A 15,820-nucleotide genomic window follows, 5' to 3' on the forward strand; every position below is an offset into this window, starting at 1 on the left:
CAGAGGCCTTCAGCCGGTCCCCATACCCGACTCCACCATCGGAGGCCGTACGCACTACCTGCCCCGAGGCGATCCAGGTCGCGGCCCGCTTCCTGTGCGAAGGCGTCGGGACGTGCGTGGGGTGGCTGCCGAAGCCCGCCGACGGCGCTCGCGTACCGCGGTTGACGGGGGAACCGGACGCACCGGTGAGATCACGCGCACAAGGACACCCGTGGTGAGGTCGGCAGGAAGCGTTGCCATTCGGATGGGCTCAGAGGGTCGCCCCGGGCTTCGCACAGGCGTCGGGCGATGGCGTCCGGGTCGGTGGTCCACAGTCGTACGGTGTGGTCCTCTCCCCCGGCGGCGAGGGTCCGGCCGTCCGGGCTGAAGGCGACCGCGTACACATGGTCGGTGGCCGCCGTGAGGACGGCTTGTAGGTCCGGGTGGCCCACGCGGGCGACGTCGAAGAGCCAGACCGTGGAGTCGGTGCTGCCCGCGGCGAGGGTCCGGCCGTCGGGACTGAAGGCGACCGAGTAGACGTAGCTGGTGAACCCGGTGAGGTCGGGGCCCACCCGCTCGGGGTGCCGCAGGTCGCGTGTGGACCACAGGCGTACCGTCCGGTCGGCGCTGCCCGCGGCCAGCAGGCCGCCGTCGGGGCTGAAGGCGACGGACCACACGTACCCGGTGGCACCGCGCAGTGTGGCCAGGGGGCGGGTGCTGTCGCCCCGGACCGGCCAGATCCGTACCGCCCGGTCGATGCTTCCGGCGGCCAGGTGCCGTCCGTCGGGGCTGAACGCCACGGACAGGACCTCGTCCGTCGCACCGTCGAGCGTGCGCAGGGCAGTTGCCGTGTCGGGGCGGCGCACGTTCCACAGTCGTACGGTGGCGTCGTCGCCTCCGGAGGCCAGGAGAGCGCCGTCCGGGCTGAAGGACAGGGATTCCACCGAGCCCTTGGCCGACACCTGGAAGGGGGATCCACGGGTGCGCAGGGTGCCGTCGGAGCCGTAGGAGAACAGCTGGACGAGGCCGGTGCCGTAGCCGACGGCGAGGAGTCGTCCGCGGGGTGCGAAGGCCACCGACTGCACGAAGGTGTCGCCGGCGGGTTTCCAGGAGGTGCCGACGCGTTCGTGGCGGGCGAGGTTCCACAGCTGGAGTTCGAGGGTGCCGACGGCGAGCAGGCGGCTGTCGGGGCTGTAGGCGAGGGCGTTGACCCCTTGCGCGCTGGACAGGACCGGGGAGGGCAGGGTCCACAGGCGTACGGTGCCGTCCGCGCAGCCGGTCACCAGGGTGCCCCGGTCGATCCAGGTCATGGAGGTGACGGCGCCCGGGTGCGGGAGCGTACCGGAGACGTAGTCGGCGTCGAGGTCCCAGAGCCGTACCGCGTCGTCGCTGCCTCCGATGGCGAGGGTGTCGCCGCCGGGGCTGAAGGCGACGGCGTTGATCCAGCTGGTGGCCTTGTCGCCCGCGGTGTGGGGGTGGCCGGGGGCGGTCGGGCGGGAGATGTCCCACCAGCGGGTGGTCCGGTCCTGACTGCCGACCGCGAGCCGCTTGCCGTCCGGGCTGAAGGCGACGGTGAGTGCCGCCTCGTGGAAGGCGTCGAGGGTGGCCAGCGGGCGGGCGGGGCCGCCCGGGCGGGCGCGCCACAGCCGGGCGTGGCCGTCGAGTCCGGCGGCTGCGACGAGGGTGCCGTCGGGGCTGAAGGCGACCGACTGGAGGAAGTCGGTGCTGCCGCGCAGGACCGTCGGCTCGTCCGTGGGGGTCGCGCCGGCGTCCCGCCACAGGCGGACGGTACGGTCGGCACCGGCGGCGGCCAGGGCGCGGCCGTCGGGGGCGAAGGCGAGCGAGTAGACGGTGGCGTCGGGGGCGCCGGGCAGCGCGGACAGCGGCCGGGGCTGCCGGGGGTCGGCGATGTCCCAGCGGCGCAGCAGGCCCATGCCGCCGCCGGCCACCAGGGTGGCGCCGTCCGGGCTCAGTGCCACCGCGAACACCGCGAGATCGGACGAGACCGGCAGGGTCGCCAGGTGCCGGGGGCGGGTCCGGTCGGCGATGTTCCACAGCCGGACCGTGCCGTCGGAGGAGCCCGCGGCGAGCAGGGTGTGGTCGCGGTCGACCGAGACCGACTGCACCAGGCCGGTGAACCCGGTGAGCCGGGCGGCGGTGGGGGCCGCGGAGGAATCCATCAGCGCGGCACGGGCTTCCTGAGTCGCTTCGGTGCGGTAGGCGGCGAGGGCCAACTGGGCGCTGACGGACAGGTCGTGGCTGCCGACGCGGTCGGCCTCGGCGGCCAGGGCGCGGGAGACGGCCTGTCGGCGCGCGACTTCGGCGCTGTCCCGTTGGTGCCGCGCGTACAGGGACAGGCCGCAGGCGATGAGGAGGAGGGCCAGCGCTGCGCACAGGGACTGGACCAGCAGGCGGGTGCGGCGTCTCGCTGTGCGCCGTTCTCGCTCCTCGTGGCGGATCGACGCGTCGAGGTAGGCGCGTTCCGACGTGTTGAGGGTTCCCGGGGCGGCCGGGTCGTCGGCCCATTCCCGGGTCAGGGCGAGCGCGGTGCCGCGCAGCAGGAGTCCGGGGTCCCGGGCGGACTCCTCCCAGCCGCGGGCCGCCTCGGTCAGCCTCCGGTGCACCCGCAGCCCGCCGCGGCCCGTGTCGATCCAGGCCCGCAGGCGGGGCCAGGCCGTCAGCAGGGACTCGTGGGAGATCTCGACCGTGTCCCGGTCGGCGGTGATGAGGCGCTGTTCGACGTAGGCGGCGAGGACCGCGGTGGGTTCCGCGGAGCGGGCGGTGTCCGCGGTGTCGACCAGTTCGGTCCGGGGGACACGGCGCCGGGTCGGCAGGGCGTCGTCCGTGACGTGTACCAGACGCAGGAACATCTGACGGGCGATCTCCCGCTGGACGTCGGGGAGTTCGGCGTAGACCGCCTCGGCCGTGTGCGCCACGGCGTCCTGGATACCGCCGCTGGCGCGGTAGGCGGCGACGGTGAGACGCCCCCGGTCCGCCCGCTGCCAGGTGGCGTGCAGGGCGTGCGACAGCAGGGGAAGGGCGCCGGGTTCGTGTCCGGCGGCGCCGTCGTCGCCGGCGGTCGCGGGCGAGCGGGGCGCGAGGTCCCGCAGCAGCAGCTCCACCAGGCCGCTCTCGACCTCCAGGCGGGCCTTTCCGGCCGGTCCGGTGATGGCCTCGCGCATCTCCTCGCCCGACAGGGGACGCATGACGACCTGATGGTCCTGGAGGGCCTCGGCCAGGGGCGGGTGGCGCAGCGCCTGGGGGTAGAAGTCGGCCCGCAGCCCGATGACCACGACAATGGGGAGGCTCGTGAGCAGGTCGACGAAGTCGGCGCGGGCGGTCTCGTCGGCACAGGCGGTGAACAGTTCCTCGAACTGGTCGACCACCACGAGAGGGTTGGGGCCTACCGCCGAGAGACGCTGCGTCAGGTCGTCGGCGGGCCGCTCCCCCGGCGTCATCAGGACGACGGACCGTCGCTCCGCCGTCGAGGATCCGCGGAGCGCGGGGATCAGTCCGGCGCGCAGCAGGGACGACTTGCCGGATCCGGAGGGGCCGACGACCGCGAGCAGTCCGCCGCCCGCCGCGGAGAGTTCGGACGCGCGGGCGGTCAGGGCCGCGGTCAGGTTCTCCCGCCCGAAGAACCACTCGGCGTGCTCCTCGTCGAAGGCCTGCAGACCCCGGTACGGCGGTACGGCCCCGGCGGGCGGGCGGCCGGGGGTCATCCGGACCCGGACGAGCGCCTCGTGCCACGCCTCCAGCCTTCCCGAGTCCTCGACCCCGCAGATCAGCAGGATGCCGGTGAGGAGTTCCGGTGCCCTGACCGGCGGCAGGTGACGGCCGGAGAAGTAGTCGCCCACCGTGCTCGGCGCGAGCCGCACCGCGCGGGCCACGTCGCGGACGGTCAGGCCCGCCCGCTGCCGCAGCACCGTCAGCGCGTGCGCGAAGTCCGTCACCGAGGCGATGCCCGCGGGATCGGATCTGTCGTGCCGCTCGTGCCCCTCCTGCTCCTTTGGCACGTGTGCTCCCCCGGTGTGTCGGTCCATGGACGGCTGGGCTGTCCGGGCTTGTCCGCCCACTGTCCGGGCTCCCCCGCAGACGGGGCAACAGGGTGTCCCGGCCGACGCGGAACTGCTGTCGTCGAGTAGGGCGCCGGCCCGCACGGCACCGGGGGGAGCCACCGCCGTGCGGGCCCGGCGCCGCCGTCCTCAAATCCACGCACGAACCGCCGTCCTCGGGGAAGAAGATGTACGTCCTCATGCAGATCCGGTCGACCCGCCGCCACACCGATCCGGAGAAGCCCGACGACCGCTGGTGACCTCGGCATCCCGCCGCCGACGGCCCGTCAGCGCGTCTGCAGGGCGGGCACCTCGGGACGGCGGAGAGAGTGGGCGGCCACTCTCTCGGCGGTCCCGGGAGCAGCCCCTCCGTGAGTCGGTCCAGGCCGGTCGTCCGTACGGTCCAGCCGGCCGAGCACCGCCCACGCGCGCCGGGGCTGAAGATCGAGGACGGTCGCGGGCCAGCCCCATCCGGTCATCGGTAGCGGGGCGTCCGGTTCAGGAACGGTGAGGCTCAGCGTGCGGTCGGCGGGCCGGGCACGCAGGGCCTGCTGACCCCGGTCAGCCGGGCGGCCAGGTCGTGGGCGCGTAGGTGTTCCGATCCCGGACGGGTCGGCGAACACGCCCTCGACCCCTTCCTGAAGACGGCGGCCTTCGTCGCGGGGGTGCTGCCGGCCTTCGGGTATCCGTGCCTGACGTTGCTGCGGGCCGTCGCCGAGTGGCTGTGGCGGCAGACCGTGCTCCTGGCCCATGGCGGCCGAATCGCCGTAGCGTCCTCTCCGTACTGGCCGACAAGCTGCCGTCCTCCATCATGGTCGGGCAACTGGCCGTGCCGTGGCCGCTGTTGGCAGCCATCGCCTGTGCGGTGCTGGGGATTATGGCGGCGTGGATCGGTCTGGCCGGGCAGCCGGTGCGCGACTCCCTGGACTCCGCGCGGCACGGCGCCGAGGCCGCCATGCCGCGCTCGCGGAGCCGACGTCGGCAGATGTCGTGGCCGTCGCCGCAGTCGACGTAGAGCGCCCGGGGCTTGCGCCGGGGGCGGCCCACTTGCCCCACACCGGCAGCGGCCCTCTGGGCCGCCCCGCCCCCCGCCTGGCCTGCATGTGCGAGGCGTCCACGGTCACAGGGGAGGAGTCCAGAAGGTCCGCCGCCCGCAGCCGTCCAGCAGCACCCACTGGAGTTCCTCCCCCACGCCGGCCTCCTGCCCCACTACCGGCCGCCGCCAGCGGATAGGACCCGAGCCGAACCCCAACTCCTATGGCAGGTACTCCCCTTGGTCCCGGCGCAGAGGACGAAGAGAGCACCTCGCAGCGTCTTACGGTCATCGATCCGCTTGCGCCCCGGGTGCCGGAACCGCCGCTCATGCTTCGCCGGCGGCGGTTCAATCACTGCCCGGGGCTAGTCACCCCTCTCTACGACGAAATCCCCGCGGCCTGAGCGGACAGGCCCTGCGGAAGCTGCGCTCCGCGCTCCGCCGTACGGGGTCCCCTGCGGCGCACCCGGAGTGTTGTCCCCCGCAGGGTGACGGCGGGCGTCCCATAGTGCACGCATGACGCGTACGACCGCGGCGCTGCTGTGCGCCGTCACCCTCCTCGCATCCACGATCCAGACCGGCGCCGCCTCCGCGACCGCGAGCAGCGCCGGGGCCACCGCCGGGACCGCCGACCGCCCCGGACGGCCCTGCACCGCCACCGCCCGCCCGCGCGGCCAAGCACGTCAGGTGGTCGACCTGGTCCGCCAGGCCCGGAAGGAACTGGACCTCAAGGCCGCCCTGGTGAAAGTCACGGTCGGCGGCCGCGAACTGGTCACGGCGGCGGACGGCGAGTCCCTCACCGATGTGCCCGCGACGCCCGCCATGCACTTCCGCGCGGGTTCCGTCGCCATCGCCTACATGGGCACCGTCCTGCTCCAGTTGGCTCAGGAGCACAAAGTCGGCCTGGACGACCCCGTCTCCCGCTGGCTGCCCGGTCTGCCGCACGGCGACCGGATCACCCTGCGGATGCTCGGCGACTCCACCTCGGGTCTGCACGACTATGTCACCGACCCGGCGTTCATCAAGAAGCTCTACGCCGACCCCTGGCAGCACTGGACCCCGCAGGAACTGGTCGGGATCTCGCTGAGCCACCCGCTGTGGTACGAGCCCGGCACCAACTGGAGCTACTCGCACGCCAACTTCGTCCTCCTGGGCCGCGCCCTGGAGCAGATCACGCACACCCCGCTCGACCGGCTGCTGCAGCAGCGGATCACGGGCCCGCTCCGGCTGCGCAACACCCGGAACAACGACACGGCCCTGATCCCGCAGCCCGTCCTGCACGCCTACGACGACGAGCGCGGCCTCTACGAGGAGTCCACGTACTTCAACCCCTCGTGGACCATCGCCCCCGGCGCCGTACTCACCACCGACATCTGCGACCTGGCCCGCTCCGGACAGGCCATCGGTGCCGGAGAACTGCTCTCGCCCGCCGCGTTCCGCACCCAGCTCAACCCCGGTACGGTCGGCCTCGGCCGCCCCACCGACACCTGTCCCGCCACCGTCTGCCTGCCCCAGACCGAGCAGTTCCACTTCGGGCTCGGGATCGTCGTCAAGAACGGCTGGGTGGTGCAGAACCCGTCCTTCTTCGGCTATGCCGCCGTCATGGCCTACGAGCCGCACAACCGGCTGTCCATCGCGGTGTCCACGACGGTGGGCCCGAACGCCCCCGCAGGCAACACCGCACAGACCATCACCGAACGCATCGCCGCCCTCCTGGACCCCGGCCACCCGCTCGCGGACTGACACCGCCCGTGCCGGGGGCGGGCCGCGGCCCCGGACCGCCCCCGGCACCCCCGCCGTCCCCAGGAGCCGCACCGTGTCACAGCCCGTCCGCGGGAAGGCGGGGTATCGCAGCAGGCGGCGGGCCAGGGCTGCGATGCCGCACGGTCCACCGTCGCGCACAGGTCTCCCCGCCGCAGGAGACGCATGCTCGCGAAAGGCCGAAGAACATGCGCATCCTCACCGAGCTCCACACCGATGCCGCCCGCGCGAACGGCCTGCTCCGCGCCCTGTTTGGCCTGGCGCATCTCGAAGGAGCCCGCTGAGAGACGACCTACACCCGAGAAGGCTCCGCGCACCACCAGCATGACCACCCCGAACGACTGCCACGCCACCACCCTGAACAGCTACTTCAAGAGGGCGCAGCTTCGCCGGAGCGCACAGCGACGGAGCGACATGGAGTCCACGTACGTTCTCGAAGCTCGATCACCAATCACCGGAAGATCACATCCGGCGCGGTGCGGCTCCGTCCTGCCAGCGGTAGAGGTCGCGCAGCAAGGAAATCTCGGCGCCGTGATGGATCAGCTCCCTGTTGACGTGCAGGACCCTGTTCTCCATGGGAAGCCGCTCAGGACCCCTCGTGGGCGGATTCTCCAAGTCAGTGTCCGAGAGCTCGCGGACTCCGGCGTTCCATCTCCCATACATCTCATCGAGCTGCTTCAGCGCCTCGTCAGCGGTCCCCGCGTAGGCGAATGGTTCCAAGTCGCCGTCCTGGCCGCCGAAATACCATCCGACCCGATAGCCCAGGCACGAGACGATGATGTGCGCCAGCCGCCAGGCAATGGTGGTCACCGGCGCCGGTACCGGGTCAGGGGACGCGAAGTCCATGGTCCACTCCCCCGAACCCGCCGACATCGGTGCTGCCGACGTGCCACGTGGGCGGATGCTCCAGCAGCCGCGCACCGGCTCCCAGAAGTACTCCTCATCGGTAAGACCGTCCAGCCGCGGCCGCAGGTTCTTGTGCCAGTACCAGTCCAGTTGCTCCGCGAGCCGCTCACTTCTTGACATGTCCGCACACTACATACAACCGAGACCCGGCTACGCCACCCGCGGACGCCGTCGCCGACCGTGGGCGGCGGGGCATACCGCACCGGGAGTTGAAGCGAGGGCTGATGCGCCCATCAGGCCGCGCCGCCGCCCACGGCGGATCGACATTCACAACCCGGCTGGCCGGGTTGGGTTCAATGACCCAATATCATCCTGAGGACTGTCGCGTTACGGCTGCGACGCTGGTGAGGCTCCATCTTGGGGTGCCGGCTAGCGGCGGCTGGGGCCGCAGCTCCATGGCGCTGTGTGAGCGTCAAAGGTGATAGATCGCAGTCTGGGATGATCGCGTGGTGAGTGATGCAAGGCTGCTGGCCGTGGAGGCCGTCGAGTCACACGTCCGGGCGTTCTTCACAGGGCATACCGTGGCGGTCGTCAACTACGACCTCGGGGCAGATCGGCGAGAGGTAGTGCCCGAACTGCGAGTTCTCGTGGTGGAGCCCGGCCCCCGCAGCGACAGCTGGGCCTTTGTGACCGCTGGATGCTGGGCCTCGGTGGAGAAACACGGTCACGGACTTGAGTTCGTCATGACCGCGTACGTCCGCGACCAGCGGTTCATCGAGTTGATGACGATGGTTGCCTACTACCACTGCGGAGGGCATCAACTCGATCTGGAGCACAGCATACCGATCGGCGAACCGTGGGTGCCGGGTTCGGCCTGCGACCACTTGCTGATCAGCCTGCCGTATCTTCACGGACCCGACCTTGAACACTGCCCGCTGCCTGGGGGACACGCTCGCATCCTGTGGACCCTGCCGGTGACGACCGCCGAGATCGAGTTCCGCAGGCGTCACGGGCACGAGGCGTTGGAACAACTCTTCGACGAGGCAGAGATCATCCCCACTGATCCCTTCCGAGCATCGGTCGCCTAAGCTCCGGGTTTCCTGCGGTCGCGGCTCGTAATGTGCGAGGGGCCCGGCACGGATCGGCTCCCTCACACACATGATCTTGAAGTGTCATGATCTTGATCGTGGCTGGTGTGATCACGGCATCGGAAGCGTCCTGGATAGCTCCGTTCACCGGGATGAGCCCGCGCGCCTTCGGTCGGTTGCTGACGCCCTGCGCCGTGAGGGCGCCGCTGCGCACAGGCAGGGCCGCCCCAGGAAGCTCGCACTGGAAGACCGGGGGCTGTTGGTCGCCGCGTATTGGCGAACCAACCTCACCCTGCGCCAACTGGCGCCGCTGTTCGCGGTGTCGAAGTCTGACGCCGACCAGTCATTCACGACCTTGGCCCGAATCTCGCACTCCCGTTGCGGGGGCGATTCGCGAAGGACACGGTGGTCATCCTGGACGTAACCCCATGGGGACGATCGTCCGGCTGAAGCCCCGTGGAGCCTTCCGCCGAGAGGCGACCGCCCTCCGCCAGCCACCACCCCGCGGCCCCGGCTGGCCTCCCCCGTCCAGCCGGGGCTGTTCCATGCACAGACGCGGGGCTTCTAACGCCCGTCACGATCCGGCGTGTCGGCGTACGAAATCTCTCTCCCCGGTTGCGCACGAATGAACGTCCTCGTTGCACGTTGCGCGTTCCGGGACGATCGAGCCGATTCGCCCGAGTTGATCTGACGGGCGGTCCGGCCCGTCGACCTCCGAAACCGCGGGCGATTCCATACCGCGGGCGGTTCCAAAAGGAAGCCGCAAGCGTTTCAGCGCATCAGGAGACCGATAGCGACGGCCAGGCGTTCGAGGTAGAAGTCCCGTGATGCCGCCTGGTACTTGAGGCCGATCGATGCGCTGATCATCGTCTGTGCGACAGGGATGGCCGCCTCTCGTCCTGACTCGACGGCGATCGCGGCGGTGATCAGTTCCTCGAAACGTCGCGGAGCGGTCTCGACGATCTCTCCGAGGAGGTCGGGATTGTCCTCGATCACCGTCGCGACGTCGCGTGCCAGTGGACCGATGTAGCGGCCGGCCCACTGGTCGAACGCTTCCACGAGGCGCTCGGAGAAGGGGCGGCCGCTGTCGGCCAGGACCTGTTCGACCGCGGTGATGTCGCGATCCAGGGCCTGGGTGACCGCAGCGCGGAACAGTGTCTCTTTCGAGGAAAAGAGGAAGTAGAGCCCGGGCCGGGAGATGCGTGCAGCCCGCGCCACCTCCTCCATCGAGGTCTTCCGGTAGCCGAATCGCGCGAACGTGGCCATGGCGGACTCCAGAACCATGGTTCGACGGTCGGTATCAGCGACGGTCGACGGCGAGTGGCCGGCGTCGGGACTGCTCATGGGGCGAGCATACGAGCGATAGCCGCACTATACAAATTGAGCCTAGTGCGTATAGTCGCGCCATGGACACTCGCCCACTCATCTGCACGCCCTTCTCCTCCTCCAGCACCGCGGACGAGGTGCTGCGGGACATCGACCTCACCGGTGTTCGCGCCATCGTGACGGGGGCTTCCTCCGGACTCGGGATCGAGACGGCTCGCGCACTGACCGCCGCCGGGGCGGACGTGACGCTCGCCGTACGCAACACGGCTGCGGGTGACGCCGTCGCCGAAACGATCGGGAAGTCGACCGGGGGGCTCCGGCCCCGCGTCGTCCGGCTCGACCTCTCCGACAGGGCCACCGTCACACGGTTCGTCGACGCGTGGGACGGCCCGCTTCACCTGCTGATCAACAACGCCGGCGTGGTCACCGGTGGCCTCGAACGGACCTATGAAGGCTGGGAGTTGCAATTCGCGACGAACCACCTCGGCCACTTCGCGCTGGCCACCGGTCTTCACCACGCCCTGGCCCGGGGAGCAGCCGACCGCGACGGAGCACGGATCGTCTCGGTCAGCTCGACGGCCCACATGCGGTCCGGCATCGACTTCGACGACCTCCACTTCGAGCGCCGCAGCTACGACCCGCAGATCGCCTACGCCCAGTCGAAGACGGCGAATTCCCTCTTCGCCGTCGAGGCGACCCGCCTGTGGGCGTCCGACGGCATCGTCGCCAATGCGGTGAACCCCGGCGGCATCGCGACCGGGCTGCAGCGGAACTTCACACCGGAACAGAAGGCGTCACTCGACGCGGCCGAGGCGGCCGGAGTCTTCACGTACAAGACGGTCGAACAGGGGGCCGCCACCAGCATCGTCGCGGCCGTCGCCCCCGAGTTCGCTCATTCCGGAGGCCACTATCTCGACGATGCGCAAGAGGCCTACACCGTGCCGAACGACGCCGACCTCGCCCGGCACCCGCACGGCGTCAAGGAATGGGCGCTCGACCCCGCCACTGCCAAGCGCCTCTGGAACGTCTCGGCCGACCTGCTCCGCGTCTGACCTCTCGGCACGACTGCGCGCCACACCCGGGCACCCACGCACGTGAGACGGAGCGCTTTCTGAGGCGCCGTCGGCCCGCGCCTCCTCCCCCACGCGCCCGAGCCCACCTCGGTGGTGTGCGCGCCCACCAGGCCCCGGAGGCGCCCGGCGCAGTGAGGACGAGGTCGGCCGGGCGCTCCGGGCGGGGCCCAAGAAGCCGGCCTACCGGTAGAAGACGGCTACACCGCCGTGGTGCGAGCACGCGCCCTGATGATGGGCGGCGTACGAGTAGGTGCCATCGTTGCACTGCGCGGTGGCACCGCTTGCGGCGCCGGAACCACCCGAGGAACTTGAACTCCCGCTCCCGGACGACCCGCCGGAGGAACCTCCGCTGCCACCCGACCCCCCGCCGGCCGCGGTCGCGGTGACGGTCACCTTGACCTTGACCGTCTTCGTCGCCGTCACCGTCGGTGCGGGCGCAGGCGTGGCGGTCTTCGTGGCCGTGGCCGTCGCGGTGACCGTGGTGGTCGGCTGCGCCTTGGCGGCCGCCGCCTTCGCATCGCTGCCGCTGCCTTGGTCGCCGGCGCCCGCGCCGATACCGAGGAAGAAGGCGAGTCCGATCGCGGGCACCACGTACCGCTTCCGCGCCCAACGCGGGGCCGTTCTGACAGGCGGCTGCGGCGGCATGGTGTACGGGTTGCTCATAGGTCCCCCAAGGTCGTTGAAGCGACGACCGTAGCGCCACACGTGAAGAAAGTGTGTCGTTTACGTGTAGCAGTCACCCATTCGTGACATCCCGCACGCCGCACCCGGCGGCCACCACACCCCTCCACGCCACACACTGCGGAACACGGCACCAACCGACCGAACTCCCCGGCCCGGCCGCCCCGATGGCGACCGACCACCACCTGCGAAACCACTACGTGAACCGCACCACCACGCGAGCAGCAGGACGACAGCCGACATCAAGACACCTGCGCTCAGGTGATGGTGATCCGGTGAGTCGCTCCGCTGATCCCGTCCATGTCCCGGCCATCCGCAAACCGGCCGATGCCACACACGAGCGCTTCGGCGGTCTCCTCGACCTGCCGACGCAAGTAGCGGTCAGACGGCTGCTTTCGGCGCAGGGAGGAGCCAGCGTGCGAGCAGGCGACGTGCCGGTGTCTGGGAGATGCCCGTTCCGATAGGCAGCGCATGAGCGAGGGCGGGATGGCTGACGCGGAAAGCGCCGCCGACGGGCACAAGGATCCCGATGCATACGGCAGCGATGAGGACCTGCAGGTCGCCGCGGTGGCTGTAATCCACAGCCCGACCTATCAGTACGCGCGGATCTCCTGCCAGGGGATCCTGGAAGTGGTCGCGGATTGCCTGATCTTCCCGGTGCACGTGGTCCCAGGTCGCGGTGATCTCCTGCTCGTACACTTCCTTCTGCGTCATCCAGGCCAGCGGTGAGATGGGATCAGGGCGGTGGAGGTAGTGCCGGATTCCGACGCTGGGTGCGAAGCCGAGTAGCACGCCTTCGATGAAGGTGACCATGCCGAGCGCAGGCGACAACGTCAAGGCCCCACCGAGGATCGCCGCTACACCGGAACAGGGCAGGACAAGTCGCCATGTCCAGCGCGCGTCGTCGGCGAACATCGTGGCAGCGGAGTCGCAGTGGATGTCGTCGACCGGGCGCGTCGTGGCGTACTGGACGATCAGGAAGAGCGAGCACATCAGGAAGTTGATCACGACCACGATCAGGCCCGTCGCCCCACCGAGGATTTCGGAAGAACGCGGTGCCACCGCCACGGTGAACCAGCTGAGGATCACCGTGAGCGTCATCGCTCGCACCAGTACCGACCGGTACTGCGGTTCCGGGGAGATGGTCGGCCTCGCCGGAGGATCGGACGGGCACGCTGCGTTTCGTTGAGCATGGGCGGGCCGGCGGCGGGCCGTTCTCGGTGCCCTCAGCCGAGGCGGGCACAGGAACAGTGCGAGGCTCATGCACAGGAGAATGGAGGCAGCGGCGAGGCTCAGGGGCAGCATGAAGACGAAAAAGCCCAGGGCCGTCATCGCTGCCAACCATCGTGACGGCGGAGCGAGAGTGGAGGGTGCCACAAGAGTGGGGTCACCGGCGCGGCGGGACGCCCTCCTGAGTACCGAGCGCAGGCAGATCAGGCTGATCGGTGCGGAACCGCCCATGCTCTGCTGCACGCCGTAGCAAACGGCGAGGTGATACTCCGCCAGATGAGTGCGCAGGGCGGTGGCGTCGGGGAATTGATCGGCGTCAAGAAGTACGTCGGGGGAAGCGTGGGCGTGGAGGTAGCGGCGACGTGCCGTGGCTGCCATGAAAGGCGTCGCGCAGACTTCCTGCAGGGGTACGGTCCGGGGGTCGCCTCGGTGCAGTGCCTCGATGAGGTTCCGCCAGGAACGGCCTTGGTGGGAGGCACCTGCGGGGAGGAACTCCGCGAGTTCGGCAGGGCCCAGCGGTTGCAGGTGGATGGCGGCAGAGCCGTTGAGCACCGTGCTGGTGCGTTCGACTAGTTCGGTGTACGCGCTCAGGCGGCTGGTGAGGACGATCTTCTGGCTCGGGGCGAAGGCGTTGGCCGCCTCGAGGACTGCCACGCGGGCTTCGGGTGTGAGGTGGTGCAGGCCGTCCAGGAGCGGGAGGAGCAGACGGCGCTCGGTGAGGTGCTGCACTGCCTCACGGCCGAAAGCGCGAGTGGCTTGGTGGTTGATCCATTCCTCAAGGGTTCCGCTGGTCCATGTCATCAGGGGGAGCAGCAGTGGGATGGGGGCGAGGGCGTGTTCGGCGCCTTCGATGAGGCCCATGCCCAGTCGTCGTACCAGATTACTGGCGCCGGCGCCAGCCGATCCGAGCACGACGAGTCGCCCGGAGGGAATGGTGCGGTAGACATCGGTGATGTCGGCGCCGCGGCCGGCCAACTGGGGCATCCGGACACTGGGGTCCCCACCAGCGGCCTCCCAGTCGTCGTGGAGATGAGCCGAGGCGGCACTCCAGTGGACATCCACCCAGGGAGCGCTGGTTGCACCTTCGTGCATCGGGTCATGTGGTGCCAGGCGGCGGCGTGCCACGGCCCGGACAGCGACGTACCAATGAGGGACAGCCACGGTCTCAGCAGTTGCATTGGCACGCCGGTTGGCCTGATCCGCACGTTTCCACCGCGGATTCCATGCCTGTTCGATCTCGCTGTCCGGAACACCGATGGCCTGCAAGACGTCTCGCACGCGTTCCCAGGGTGGTAACGCGTTGCCCCGGATGTCTTTGGAGAGCGTGCCTGCGGCGTATCCAGCGCTCCGTGAGAGCTGGCGCAGACTCTTTCCGCTGGTCTTCACCGTGCCGTCGAGAAGGTGGCCGAACTCGGTGACCAGGTGATGCGGCCTGAGGACGTGACTGTCGCCTGGCCCGGCATCTGAACCACGGGCGTTCTTGGTGCGCCCCACGGCTCGTTCGGCGCGTTTCCATCGCTCCAGCCACGCGGACTGGTCCGCATGTGGGTCGCATGCACTGGCGTAGGCCCAGGTCACCGGCCAGGACGGCAGTTCACGGCCGGCCGCTGCGGTCGAAAGGACGCTGGGGCTGAAGGCGGCTGCAAGAGCGAGACTGCGATAGGTCAGACCCGCCGTACCTCGCACGGACCGAAGTGCCCGTGCGAGGTCGACGAGTGCGGGGATGCCGTCTTGAGGAAGTGAAGCCTCCCCGCGAGGCATTACCGGATCCTGCTCTGTGCGGGCCGGCGGGGAATGCCGAGGAGCCGGTCGGCAATCTCCGCACTGGCACCGGCGACTACGACAGCCGTGCCGACGGCAACCTGCGGATCCTGCCCGTCACCAGCGAACAGGAACACGGTCAGGAGAATCACGATCAACACGACGATGCGTGCTGGTGCCTCAAGGGCACTGGTGTCGCCGGGGCGGGGTGGGACGATGACGGTCATGGCAGAGACCTTCCATGTGAACGAGCCCGGACAGGTGCTGCGTCCCCCACCGGCAGTTGGCGCTGCCTCGATCGATGGGTGACACCACGTCAAGAATGCCCGCTCTTGGGCCTTTTCAGGAGGCATCCCCCTCACGCTGACTTGCCCCCTATGCCCGTTTCGTCATTTCGCCGAACATTGCCGAGCCTCACCGCGGACTCAGAACAACCGCCGCACAACACCCCTACAACGGCTGAAGCCGCAGGTGGCAGGCTTTGGGGTTCAATCGCGTCCAGCGCACCGCAGCAGGCCGGGAAAACAACGCGCACTGCCCGCATCATGAGAGCGAGGCGAAAGTTCGAACAACCGCCCTTGGCAGCGTCCGCCCTACGAGCCCGGACAGCAGCCACGGACCGCCCCGTTGGCGCGGGGTGGTCCCCCTCCCTCACGTCACCCTGCTGTGCATCGATGAGCCTGGCTACCTCGAACTCGACCGCCGCGGAGCCGAGATGCCGTTCCAGGTTTTGACCGAGAGGGAGAAGAGGAACAGTGTGGCCATCGCCTCGAACGAATCGTTCGGAGGCTGGACCAAGACGGTCACCGACCCCCGCCTCTGCGCGGCCATCGTCGACCGCCTCACCGTCAACGGCACCATCATCGAGACCGGCACCGAGTCCAACCGACTCGCCCAGACCAAGGCCAAGCGGCAGGCCGGCCGGCAGCAGAACGCGCACACGCCCGCCGGGCCGCCGTGGGGTTGGATCACGCCCAACGAAATCGT

9 protein-coding genes and 3 pseudogenes are annotated in these 15,820 nt (G+C 69.9%); 5 read left to right on the forward strand and 7 right to left on the reverse strand.

From position 1 onward, the window contains the following. Positions 1–191: 191 nt before the first annotated feature. Together ACIRPX_RS18220 and ACIRPX_RS18225 are read right to left on the reverse strand one after the other, a co-directional pair. Positions 192–3,995, reverse strand: coding sequence for a helix-turn-helix domain-containing protein (locus tag ACIRPX_RS18220; RefSeq protein WP_404195120.1), 3,804 nt, complete (start codon positions 3,993–3,995; stop codon positions 192–194). A gap of 945 nt (positions 3,996–4,940) precedes the next feature. Next, a pseudogene (locus ACIRPX_RS18225) lies at positions 4,941–5,423 on the reverse strand (IS5/IS1182 family transposase); the annotation flags it as partial. Positions 5,424–5,583: 160 nt separating this feature from the next. On the opposite strand from ACIRPX_RS18225, the gene ACIRPX_RS18230 reads away from it, so the two are divergent. Then, positions 5,584–6,810, forward strand: a complete 1,227-nt coding sequence (locus tag ACIRPX_RS18230; protein ID WP_404195122.1) for a serine hydrolase domain-containing protein — start codon at positions 5,584–5,586, stop codon at positions 6,808–6,810. Between the two features lie 480 nt (positions 6,811–7,290). Here ACIRPX_RS18230 and ACIRPX_RS18235 read toward each other — a convergent pair whose 3' ends face one another. Beyond that, positions 7,291–7,854, reverse strand: coding sequence for a DinB family protein (locus ACIRPX_RS18235; protein ID WP_404195125.1), 564 nt, complete (start codon positions 7,852–7,854; stop codon positions 7,291–7,293). Between the two features lie 329 nt (positions 7,855–8,183). Between ACIRPX_RS18235 and ACIRPX_RS18240 the strand changes: the two genes are divergently transcribed. After that, the gene (locus ACIRPX_RS18240) at positions 8,184–8,762 is read left to right on the forward strand and encodes a suppressor of fused domain protein (RefSeq protein ID WP_404195128.1); all 579 of its coding nucleotides are present in this window, start codon (positions 8,184–8,186) and stop codon (positions 8,760–8,762) included. A gap of 98 nt (positions 8,763–8,860) precedes the next feature. Further along, positions 8,861–9,188 (forward strand): annotated as a pseudogene (locus tag ACIRPX_RS18245) (transposase family protein); the annotation flags it as partial. Positions 9,189–9,533: 345 nt separating this feature from the next. On the opposite strand, the gene ACIRPX_RS18250 reads toward ACIRPX_RS18245, so the two are convergent. Further along, entirely contained in the window at positions 9,534–10,106 is a 573-nt protein-coding gene (locus tag ACIRPX_RS18250; RefSeq protein WP_404195131.1) for a TetR/AcrR family transcriptional regulator, read from the reverse strand. A gap of 62 nt (positions 10,107–10,168) precedes the next feature. Between ACIRPX_RS18250 and ACIRPX_RS18255 the strand changes: the two genes are divergently transcribed. After that, on the forward strand, positions 10,169–11,140 hold the full coding sequence (locus ACIRPX_RS18255) for an SDR family NAD(P)-dependent oxidoreductase (RefSeq protein ID WP_404195134.1): 972 nt from the start codon (positions 10,169–10,171) through the stop codon (positions 11,138–11,140). Between the two features lie 201 nt (positions 11,141–11,341). On the opposite strand, the gene ACIRPX_RS18260 is transcribed toward ACIRPX_RS18255, so the two are convergent. The 3 genes from ACIRPX_RS18260 to ACIRPX_RS18270 all read right to left on the reverse strand — a co-directional run bounded on the left by ACIRPX_RS18260 (position 11,342) and on the right by ACIRPX_RS18270 (position 15,060). Further along, entirely contained in the window at positions 11,342–11,752 is a 411-nt protein-coding gene (locus tag ACIRPX_RS18260) for a DUF3761 domain-containing protein (protein WP_404195137.1), read from the reverse strand. A 471-nt stretch (positions 11,753–12,223) separates the two neighbouring features. Then, positions 12,224–14,566, reverse strand: coding sequence for a helix-turn-helix domain-containing protein (locus ACIRPX_RS18265; RefSeq protein WP_404195140.1), 2,343 nt, complete (start codon positions 14,564–14,566; stop codon positions 12,224–12,226). 266 nt (positions 14,567–14,832) lie between these two features. After that, positions 14,833–15,060, reverse strand: a complete 228-nt coding sequence (locus ACIRPX_RS18270) for a hypothetical protein (protein ID WP_404195142.1) — start codon at positions 15,058–15,060, stop codon at positions 14,833–14,835. 428 nt (positions 15,061–15,488) lie between these two features. On the opposite strand from ACIRPX_RS18270, the pseudogene ACIRPX_RS18275 reads away from it, so the two are divergent. Then, a pseudogene (locus ACIRPX_RS18275) lies at positions 15,489–15,749 on the forward strand (ATP-binding protein); the annotation flags it as partial. Positions 15,750–15,820 lie beyond the last annotated feature (71 nt).

This window comes from Streptomyces sp. NPDC101225 (genome assembly GCF_044767585.1).
Taxonomy (GTDB): domain Bacteria; phylum Actinomycetota; class Actinomycetes; order Streptomycetales; family Streptomycetaceae; genus Streptomyces.